At 75.9% G+C, this 8,657-nt stretch carries 7 protein-coding genes; 4 read left to right on the plus strand and 3 right to left on the minus strand.

The genetic code is table 11. The annotated features are described in order from the left end of the window. Positions 1 to 100: 100 nt before the first annotated feature. The 4 genes from C1I99_RS25705 to serS all read left to right on the plus strand — a co-directional run bounded on the left by C1I99_RS25705 (position 101) and on the right by serS (position 4,374). Positions 101 to 526 (plus strand): SRPBCC family protein, encoded by a 426-nt coding sequence (locus C1I99_RS25705; RefSeq protein ID WP_111136768.1) that lies wholly within the window; start codon positions 101 to 103, stop codon positions 524 to 526. A 51-nt stretch (positions 527 to 577) separates the two neighbouring features. After that, positions 578 to 1,759, plus strand: coding sequence for a saccharopine dehydrogenase family protein (locus C1I99_RS25710; RefSeq protein WP_111136769.1), 1,182 nt, complete (start codon positions 578 to 580; stop codon positions 1,757 to 1,759). 114 nt (positions 1,760 to 1,873) lie between these two features. Next, positions 1,874 to 2,944 carry a DNA polymerase III subunit beta family protein gene (locus C1I99_RS25715; protein ID WP_111136773.1) on the plus strand — a complete coding sequence of 357 codons (1,071 nt, stop codon included), beginning with the start codon at positions 1,874 to 1,876 and terminating at the stop codon, positions 2,942 to 2,944. Positions 2,945 to 3,087: 143 nt separating this feature from the next. After that, on the plus strand, positions 3,088 to 4,374 hold the full coding sequence (serS, locus tag C1I99_RS25720; RefSeq protein WP_111136770.1) for a serine--tRNA ligase: 1,287 nt from the start codon (positions 3,088 to 3,090) through the stop codon (positions 4,372 to 4,374). Between the two features lie 130 nt (positions 4,375 to 4,504). Here the strand turns inward: serS and C1I99_RS25725 are convergent, their stop codons facing one another. The 3 genes from C1I99_RS25725 to C1I99_RS25735 are packed head-to-tail and all read right to left on the minus strand — an operon-like array spanning position 4,505 to position 8,290. After that, positions 4,505 to 5,140, minus strand: a complete 636-nt coding sequence (locus C1I99_RS25725) for a redoxin domain-containing protein (protein WP_111136771.1) — start codon at positions 5,138 to 5,140, stop codon at positions 4,505 to 4,507. A 25-nt stretch (positions 5,141 to 5,165) separates the two neighbouring features. Then, complete coding sequence (locus C1I99_RS25730; protein WP_111136772.1) at positions 5,166 to 6,632, minus strand: NADH-quinone oxidoreductase subunit NuoF family protein; 1,467 nt, start codon at positions 6,630 to 6,632, stop codon at positions 5,166 to 5,168. Further along, positions 6,629 to 8,290 carry a ferric reductase-like transmembrane domain-containing protein gene (locus C1I99_RS25735; protein ID WP_233512710.1) on the minus strand — a complete coding sequence of 554 codons (1,662 nt, stop codon included), beginning with the start codon at positions 8,288 to 8,290 and terminating at the stop codon, positions 6,629 to 6,631. Before C1I99_RS25735 ends, C1I99_RS25730 begins: the two co-directional genes overlap by 4 nt. Positions 8,291 to 8,657 lie beyond the last annotated feature (367 nt).

An 8,657-nucleotide genomic window follows, 5' to 3' on the forward strand; every position in this document is an offset into this window, starting at 1 on the left:
GGATCACGCCGTGCGCGGCCAGCAGGTCGGCCACCTCGTCGCCGGAGAAGGCCAGCTGATCCGGGCCGACCTCGGTCAGCTCCCCGGCCAGCCGCAGCCGGTGCACGGCCAGCGGCAGCCCGGCGCGGCGGTCGGGGCGGCGCTGGGGGCGCTGGCTGTCCGGCGACGGGCGGGCTGGCCCCGCGCGACGGGCGCGACCGGGCGGCCCGGACGCTGGCAGGTGGTGACGGTCGGCCGGGCGCCCGGCGAGGTGCTGCCCGGCGGCCGGTGGCCGGAGCCGCTGCGCCGGCTCGGCGGCGCGATCCAGGTCGAGGTGCGGCCGGCCCCCGGGTGCCGGGGCTGTGAACTCGCCGCCCGCCCGCTGGCCGGAGCGACGCCCACCGGGATCGTCGCCCACCTGCTGGGCGACGATCCCGGGCTGCTGATCCGCGCGGCGCTGCGGCAGGTGAAGCAGCTCGCCGAGACCGGTGAGGTGCTCCGCGCGGACCGCTCCGCGCTGGACCGCCCGGCGGAGCCGCCGGGATGAGGCGGGCGGCGCCCCCTGCCAGCCCGGCGCGGCGGGTGGCAGACTCGGCGGATGGGTGAGGAGCGGGCGTACGAGATCGTGCTGTTCGGGGCCACCGGGTTCACCGGCGGGCTGACCGCCGAGTACCTGGCGCGGCACGCGCCGGCCGGGCTGCGTTGGGCGCTGGCCGGGCGCAATCCCGGCAAGCTGGCCGCGGTCCGGGACCGGCTGGCCGCGATCGACCCGGCGCTGGCCGGGCTGCCGCTGCTCACCGCCGACGTGACCGACCCGGGGTCGCTGCGGGCGGTGGCCGAGAGCGCCCGGGTGGTGGCGACGACCGTGGGCCCGTACGTCCACCACGGGGAGCCGCTGGTGGCCGCCTGCGCCCGCGCCGGCACCGACTACCTGGACATCACCGGCGAGCCCGAGTTCGTTGACCTGATGTACGTACGCCACCACGCCGAGGCGGTGCGCACCGGGGCCCGGCTCGTGCACACCTGCGGCTTCGACTCGATCCCGTACGACCTGGGGGTCTGGTACACCCTCAAGCACCTCCCGGCCGGCGTGCCGGTCACCGTCGATGGTCTGGTCCGGGCCGGCGGGCGGTTCTCCGCCGGCACGTACCACTCGGCGCTGACGGCCTTCTCCCGGACGAAGCAGATGTCCCGGGCGGCGCGGGAGCGCCGGCAGGTCGAACCCCGGCCGGATGACCGTCGCGTCCGCGCGGTGCCGGGCCGCGTCGCCCGCTCGAAGGAGCTGGGCGTGTGGACAGTGCCGCTGCCCACCATCGACCCGCAGGTGGTCCGCCGCTCGGCGGCCGCCCGCCCCGAGTACGGCCCGGACTTCCGCTACCGGCACTTCGCCGCGGTGAAGCGGCTGCCCACCGTGCTGGCCGGCGCGGCCGCGCTGGGGGGTGTGGTCGGGCTGGTGAAGCTGCCGCCGGCCCGACGCTGGCTGCTGAGGCGGCTCTCCTCCGGGCAGGGGCCGACGCCGCAGCAGCGGGCGAAGTCGTGGTTCCGGGTGCGGTTCGTCGGCGTCGGCGGCGGCCGGCGGGTGCTGACCGAGGTGTCCGGCGGCGACCCGGGCTACGACGAGACGGCGAAGATGCTCGCCGAGTCGGCGCTCTGCCTGGCGCTGGACGAGCTGCCGCCGACCGCCGGGCAGGTCACCCCGGTGGCCGCGATGGGCGACGCCCTGCTGGACCGGCTGGTCAGGGCCGGGATCACCTTCCGGGTGCTGGACGCGCCGCGCTGACCGCATCGGCCTCGGCTGCGCTCCCGGCTGGGGCCCCGACGCCCCCGAACCGGGCCGCCCGGGCTTGACCCTCAAGCAGGTTGAGACGACAGGATCATCGGCGTGGAGAGCGACCTGCGCAGCATCGGCGAGCTGGCCCGGGCCAGCGGCCTGACGGTGAGTGCCCTGCGGTTCTACGACTCGGCCGGGGTGCTGGTGCCGGCCCTGGTCGACCCGGTGACCGGCTACCGCTGGTACCGGGAGGAGCAGGTGACGCCGGCCCGGCTGGTGGCCGGGCTGCGCCGGGTCGGCCTGCCGGTGGCGGAGATCGCCATCGCGCTGCGGTCCGCACCGGCCGAGGTGCACCGGCTGCTCGACGCGCACCTGCGGCGGCTGGAGGACGGGCTCGCCGACGCCCGCCGCGAGCTCTCCCGGATCCGCACCCTGATCAGCCCGGAGGAGCTCCCGATGACCACCCGCCTCGTCCTGTCCCGCACCGAACTCGCCGCCGCGGTGGACGCGGTCCGCTTCGCGGTCGGCACCGACCCGGACCTGCCGGTGCTGACCGGCGTGCTGCTCGACCTGGCCGACGGCGGGGTCCGGCTGGTGGCCACCGACCGGCACCGGCTGGCGGTGGCCCGGGCCGGCGGGAAGATGGACGGCCCGCCGGTGCGCCTGCTCGCCCCGGCCGGCTTCGTCGACGAGGCGCGCGCTCTGCTCGACACCGGCGCCGGGATCACCCCCGAGGCCCACCTGACCGCCGCCGCCGGCATGGTCTCGGTCTCCGTGGCCGGCCGGACGGTCGACGCCGCCGCCCTGCCGTACGACTTCCCGGACTACCGGCGCCTGCTGCGGGCGGCGCCCGACGACGGGCCGGCGCACCGGTTGACGGTCGACGTGGCGGCGCTGCGCGCGGCGCTGACCAGCGTGGACGCCCCGGTCGTCAGTCGCGGGCAGGACGGCGCCCCGGTCACCGTGACGGTGCTCAGCCCGGACGGCCGGGGCGGGGTGCGGCTGGTCGGCCCGGGCGAGCTGACCGGGGACGCGTTCCGGGTCGGGGTGAACGGTGGCTACCTGCTCCAGGCCCTCGACGCCGGCGGCCGGGGGCAGCTCGTGCTGGAGCTGGACGGCCCGATCGCCCCGCTGGCGGTCCGCCGGCCGGACGACGCAGACGCCTTCTCCATCCTGATGCCGATCCGGCTCTGACCGCCCCGGCCCGCCCCGCGGCCGGCGCCCCGCGCGGCCCTCGCCTGGTCGGGACTTCGGCGACCGGGCCGGGGCCCGACCGGGCCGCGACGGTAGCATCTGGGGATCCACCCGACTCCCCGGACGGAGGCGTACGGAGCAGCATGCTCGACATGGAGTTGATCCGGAAGGATCGCGAGGCGGTGGCGACCGCGCTGGCGAAGCGACTGGATCCCGCCGAGGTCACCCGGGCCCTGGACGAGATCCAGCGGCTCGACCAGGAGCGCCGGGCGCTGATCAGCGAGATCGACGCCGAGCGGCAGCGCCGCAAGGCCGAGGCGCGGGCGTACGCGCAGGCGAAGCGGGCCGGCGTCGAGCCGCAGGTCACCGCCCCCGAGGCCGAGCGCAAGCAGCTCGCCGAGCTGGAGAGTCAGCTGGACGAGGTGCAGGCCCGGCTGCGCAGGGCGATGAGCGAGCTGCCCAACCTGCCCGCCGACGACGTCGTCGCCGGCGGCAAGGAGGCCAACCGGGTGGTCAAGACCTTCGGTACGCCGCCGGCCATCGAGAAGGTCCGCGACCACGTCGAGCTGTCCCGGTCGCTGGGTCTGGTCGACTACGAGCGGGGCGTCAAGCTCGGCGGCTCCGGCTTCTGGATCTACACGGGTCTCGGCGCCCGGCTGGAGTGGGCGCTGATCAACTGGTTCGTCGACCAGCACCTCGCGGCCGGCTACGAGTTCCTGCTCCCGCCGCACCTGCTGCTGGACAGCGCCGGCTACGCGGCCGGCCAGTTCCCGAAGTTCTACGACGACGTCTACCACCTGGACAGGGAGTCGGCCCCGCGCGGGCAGTTCCTGCTGCCCACGTCGGAGACGGCGATCCTCGGGGCGTACCAGGACGAGATCCTGGAGACCGGGAAGCTGCCGCTGAGGGCGTTCGCGTACACCCCGTGCTATCGGCGGGAGAGCGCCGGGTCGCACTCCGACGAGCGCGGCACGGTGCGCGGGCACCAGTTCAACAAGGTGGAGATCTTCCAGTTCGCCCTGCCGGAGCAGGCGGACGCGGCGCTGGAGGAGATGCTCACCCACGCCGAGAGCTTGGTGGAGCGGCTCGGCCTGCACTACCGGCGCAGCCTGCTGGCCGCCGGCGACGCCAGCGCCTCGATGCGCAAGACGCTCGACATCGAGGTCTGGATGCCGAGCACCGGCAAGTACAAGGAGGTCTCATCGGTCTCCTGGGCCGGCGACTACCAGGCCCGCCGGGCGGCCATCCGCTACCGGGAGCCGGGCGGCAAGCAGACCCGGTTCGTGCACACGCTGAACGGCTCGGCGCTGGCCACCAGCCGGCTCTTCCCGGCCATCCTGGAGCAGTTCCAGCAGCCCGACGGCTCGGTGCTGATCCCCGACGTCCTCCGCGACCGGATGGGCACCGACCGCCTCACGCCCACCCGCTGACCGATCCGACGTCGACGGTGGGTCGGGCCTCCCGACCCACCGTCCGCCGTCCTCGCCCCCCCTGCACGGGATGCGGCATATCGGGGTGTCCGGCGGCTTGGTTAGGGCGAGATGCCACAACCGGAGCGGATCAGCCGGCCAGCGCGGTGACCCGCCGGGTGAGGTCCTCACCGTCGAGGAAGCCCTGGTGGCTCACCTTCCCGTCCCGGTCGATGATCACGAAGGTGCTCTGCTCGACGATCTCGAACCGGCGCCAGAGCGTGCCGGCCCGGTCGTCGAGCTGCGGCACCCCGGCGAGGTCGAACTCGGTGACGAACTCCTTCATGGCGCGCTGCTCGCCCAGGCCGGCCACGCCGATGATCGGCACGGTGTCGCGGTAGCGCGGGGCGATCTCGGCCACCGTCCACGCCTGGCTGGCGCAGGTGGCGCACCAGGGCGCCCAGAACCACAGCACCACCGGCCGGCCGGCCAGGTCGGCGGCGGAGAACGCCGTACCGTCGAGGGTCTGGGCGGTGAACCGCAGGGTGTCCGGCACCGTCACCGGTCCCTGCGCCGCCGGAACGGCCGGCGGCGAGGCACCCCCCGCGGCCGGTCCGGCCGCCGGTGGGGACGCGGTGGCGGCCGTCGCCGGCCGGGCCGGCTCCCCGCCGGAGCCGCAGCCGGCCGTCGCCAGCAGCGCGGCGACCAGCACGGCGGCCGGTGCGGCGCGCCGGACGGCGGGGTGGGGCGGGCGCCCGGGACGGACCTGCGGGCGGAGTATCCGCATCCGCCTCTCCCTTCGGTACGGATCGCTACTCGGCCTTGGACAGCCGCAGCGCGAGTTCGGGGCAGACCTTGACCGCCTTCAGCGCGCCCTCCCGCAGCCAGGTCGGCACCGGGGTGGACGGGAAGGCGGGGAAACCGTTGGCGTCGAGCCGGATGAAGTCCGGCACCACGTGGGCGCAGAGCCCGTGCCCGTCGCAGCGGGACCAGTCCAGGGTGAGCTTCTGCGGGTTCGGGTCGGGTGCGCCGGGCAGGCCCATCACGCCCTTGACCCGCCGGCCGCACCCCTCGCCGGTGGTGTGCAGCCGCAGGTCCTCGGCGAACACCTCCACCGCGGAGAGGGCGAACCGGGCGGTGCCGTCGGGGTGGCTGCACGCGCCGCGGCCCTTCACGTCCCCGGCGGCCGCCCGGACGACCTCCACCGGCGCGCTGCCGGAGACCGCCAGGTCGACCGCCCGGGCCAGGTCCGGCAGGCCCATCTTGCACGGTCCGCACTGGCCGGCGGACTCACCGGCGAGGTAGCGCACCACCTGGGCGGCCTCGCCGAGCGGGCAGGTGTCCGCGCCGAGCGGGAGGACGACGCCGGCGCCGAGCGTGCCGCCGGCGGCGGCGAGGCCCTTGCGGGAGATCTCCGCCCGGTCCGCCGCCTCCCGGGTGATCCACTTGCCGTGGTAGCCGCCCGTCAGGATGCCCGGGCCGTCCGGCACCTCGCACAGGTCGAGGATCTCCCGCAGCGGGGTGCCGGCGGCGCACTCCACCACCGCCGGCCGCTTCGCCACGCCGGTGACGGTGAGCAGCACGGTTCCCGGCTCGTCGTCGGTGCCCAGCGCGGCGTACTCGTACGGGCCGAGCCGGGCGGCGACCGCGAGTTGCGCGAAGGTCTCTGCGTTGGAGAGCAGGGTGGGCAGCCCGCCGACGCCGGAGTCGCTGGAGCGCTTCTTGGTGCCCGGCGGGATGTGCGGCAGGCCGTTGATCCCGTTGACCAGCGCGCCGCCCTCCCCGGAGATGAACCGGTGCGGCACGGAGACGATGCTGGTGGGCACCGGCATCCGGCGCTCCTGGAGCGCCTCGGTCAGCGACTCCCGGCCCACCCCGTCGTCGGCCACCCCGACGACGATCTCGTCGGCGTCCAGCGCGTACGCGGCCAGCGCGGCGCCGTCGAGGATGAGGTGCGGGGCCCGGGTGAGCAGTACCTTGTCCTTCCAGCTCGCCGGTTCCCCCTCGGTGGCGTTGACCACCACCACGGCGGACAGGTCCTGCCGCTCGCAGGACTCCAGCACCGCGCGCAGCTTCCTGGCGAGCGGGAAGCCGGCCCCGCCCTTGCCCTTGAGCTGGATGCCCTCGGCGAGCCGGAGCAGGTTGGCCGGTTCCATCGGCCCGATCGGCCCGTGCACCTCCTCGTGGGCGAGCAGGTCGAGGCGGCCGAACTCGGCGAACCCGGCGGTGAGCCGGGGCTCACCGACGCAGGCCACCGGGGGCACGGTGGTACGCATCACTTCGCCTCGCCCCGCAGCCCCGCCCAGTACGCCCCGTCCACCGCGTCGGCGTTGGCCCGGCGCCGCCGGCGGCTCTCGCCGGCGGTCCGGCGGGCCCGGCGGGAGGCGAGGTCGACCAGGGTCGGCGTGTCGTCGGCGGGGATCTCCTCGGGCACGTACCGGGCCGGCGGTCGCCAGTAGTCCGGCTCCTCCGGCACGTCCTCCTCGGCGCTGTGCCGGCCACCGCCGCTGCGCGGCGCGGCGGAGATCGGCCCGCCCGAGATCGGTCCGGCGGACACCGGCCCGGCGGAGATGGGCCCGCCCGAGATCGGCCCGGCGGAGGTCGGCGCGTCGGTCTCCCAGCGGCGGGGGCTGTCCCAGGGCTCCTCCGGCTCGGCGGATCGGCGCCGGGGCGGCGCCGAGTACCGGCTGCCGGTGTCGGCGTCGTCCCGCGCCCGGCGGGAGGTCCGGCCGATCTCCTCGTCGTCGCGCTGGCGCCGGCCGGTCGGTGCGGGCTCCGCGTCCCGGCGCCGCGACGGACGTTCCTCGGTTCGCCGGGCGACCACCGGCTCCGTGTCCTCCGCGCGCCGCCGCGACCGCCGTCCGGCCACCGGTTCCCGTTCCGCCGCCGCCCGGCGGCGGGCGGGCCGGTCGTCGTCCCGGGCCGTCGCCGGCTCCCACTCCTCCTCGCGGCGCCGGGCCGGCCGGCCCTCGTCCCGCCGGTCGGCCACCGGCTGGCGGTCCTCCTCGCGCCGGCGGCGACTGGGCCGCACCGGTTCGCGCAGCGAACCCGGCTCGGGCACCACCGGAACGGTGAACCGCTCCGGGTCGCGCCGGCGGCTGCCGGGCGCGGCCCACGTCCCGGCGAGCGTGGTCTCGGCCCAGCCCGTCTCCCGGCCGGACCGGCCGTCCGGCTCCTCGGCCCCGGCACGGCCGCGGGTCAGGCCCTTGAGCAGGGCGCGACCCCGGGTCTCCTCGGCCGGCCGGCCGGCCAGGGCCTCGTTCCTCGCCGCGGCCTGGTGATGCTCCCGGCTGCGCCGGCCGAGGCTCACCGAGAGCCGCACCAGCAGGGCGAGCACGACCAGCAGCAGGCAGGCGACGTAACTGACCACGACCCAGGGCTGCGGCGGGCGGCCGGCGTTGAGCCCGTGGATGATGGCGAACGGCCACGACAGGTACGCGGCGGAGTGCAGCGTCCGCCAGAGCCACTTCGGACCGACGCCGGCGAAGCGGGCCCGGATGACGCCGGTCCAGAGCACGCTCACCATCAGCAGCGCGGCGACCGTGCCGAGGCCGACGTAGAGGCCCCGGCCGCCGACGAAGGGCACCACGGCGTCGGTGCCCGCCGCCCGGCCGGTGGCGATCTTCGTGATCACGTGGACGACCAGCCCGGCGACGCCGAGGATGCCGGTGGCCCGGTGCGCGGACTGGAGCAGCACCCGGTGCCGGATCAGCAACACCAGCCGGTCGGTGGCCAGCAGCCCCATCATCACGGTGAGGCTGAGCGCGACCAGGGCGATCACCCCGGCGAAGAACTCGGTGAAGAAGAACCCGTACGCGTACGCGGGCCCGGCCAACCCGGTGAGCATGGTCACCGCCCACACCGCGGCGAACGCCGACACGCTCAACAGGATCACCGCCGGGCGGGACCGGGCGCGCATCCCCCGGCTGGTGCTCATGGTCCGGACGCTCGCCGCCTTCTGATTCTGCTGTCCCGGGGCCATCTGCTCCTCGATCGTCTCGCGGCGGCGCACCGCCGGCCGACCCTGCTCCCTCCTCCAGTACGGACCTACCCGGCGGGCGGATCAGCGAGGCGGAAAATTTCTCCCCGCGGGTGTCGAACCGTCCCGGGCCGGGGCGCGTGTACGGCCCCCGGCCCGCCCGCCGTGCGTGCCGGAAACGTCACCCAGCGTAGTGACGTATGTCCATTCGTTGACAGCCGCTGCAACACGCTTGTAACCTTTCGGAAAATTTCAGCCCCTGTTGCAAGAGCCCGGCAGGCCGAAGCCCCTCCCCACGGCTTCCCCGGGGCTCCAGCACCTCCAC

Source organism: Micromonospora deserti, assembly GCF_003236335.1.
GTDB classification, from domain to species: Bacteria; Actinomycetota; Actinomycetes; order Mycobacteriales; family Micromonosporaceae; genus Micromonospora; species Micromonospora deserti.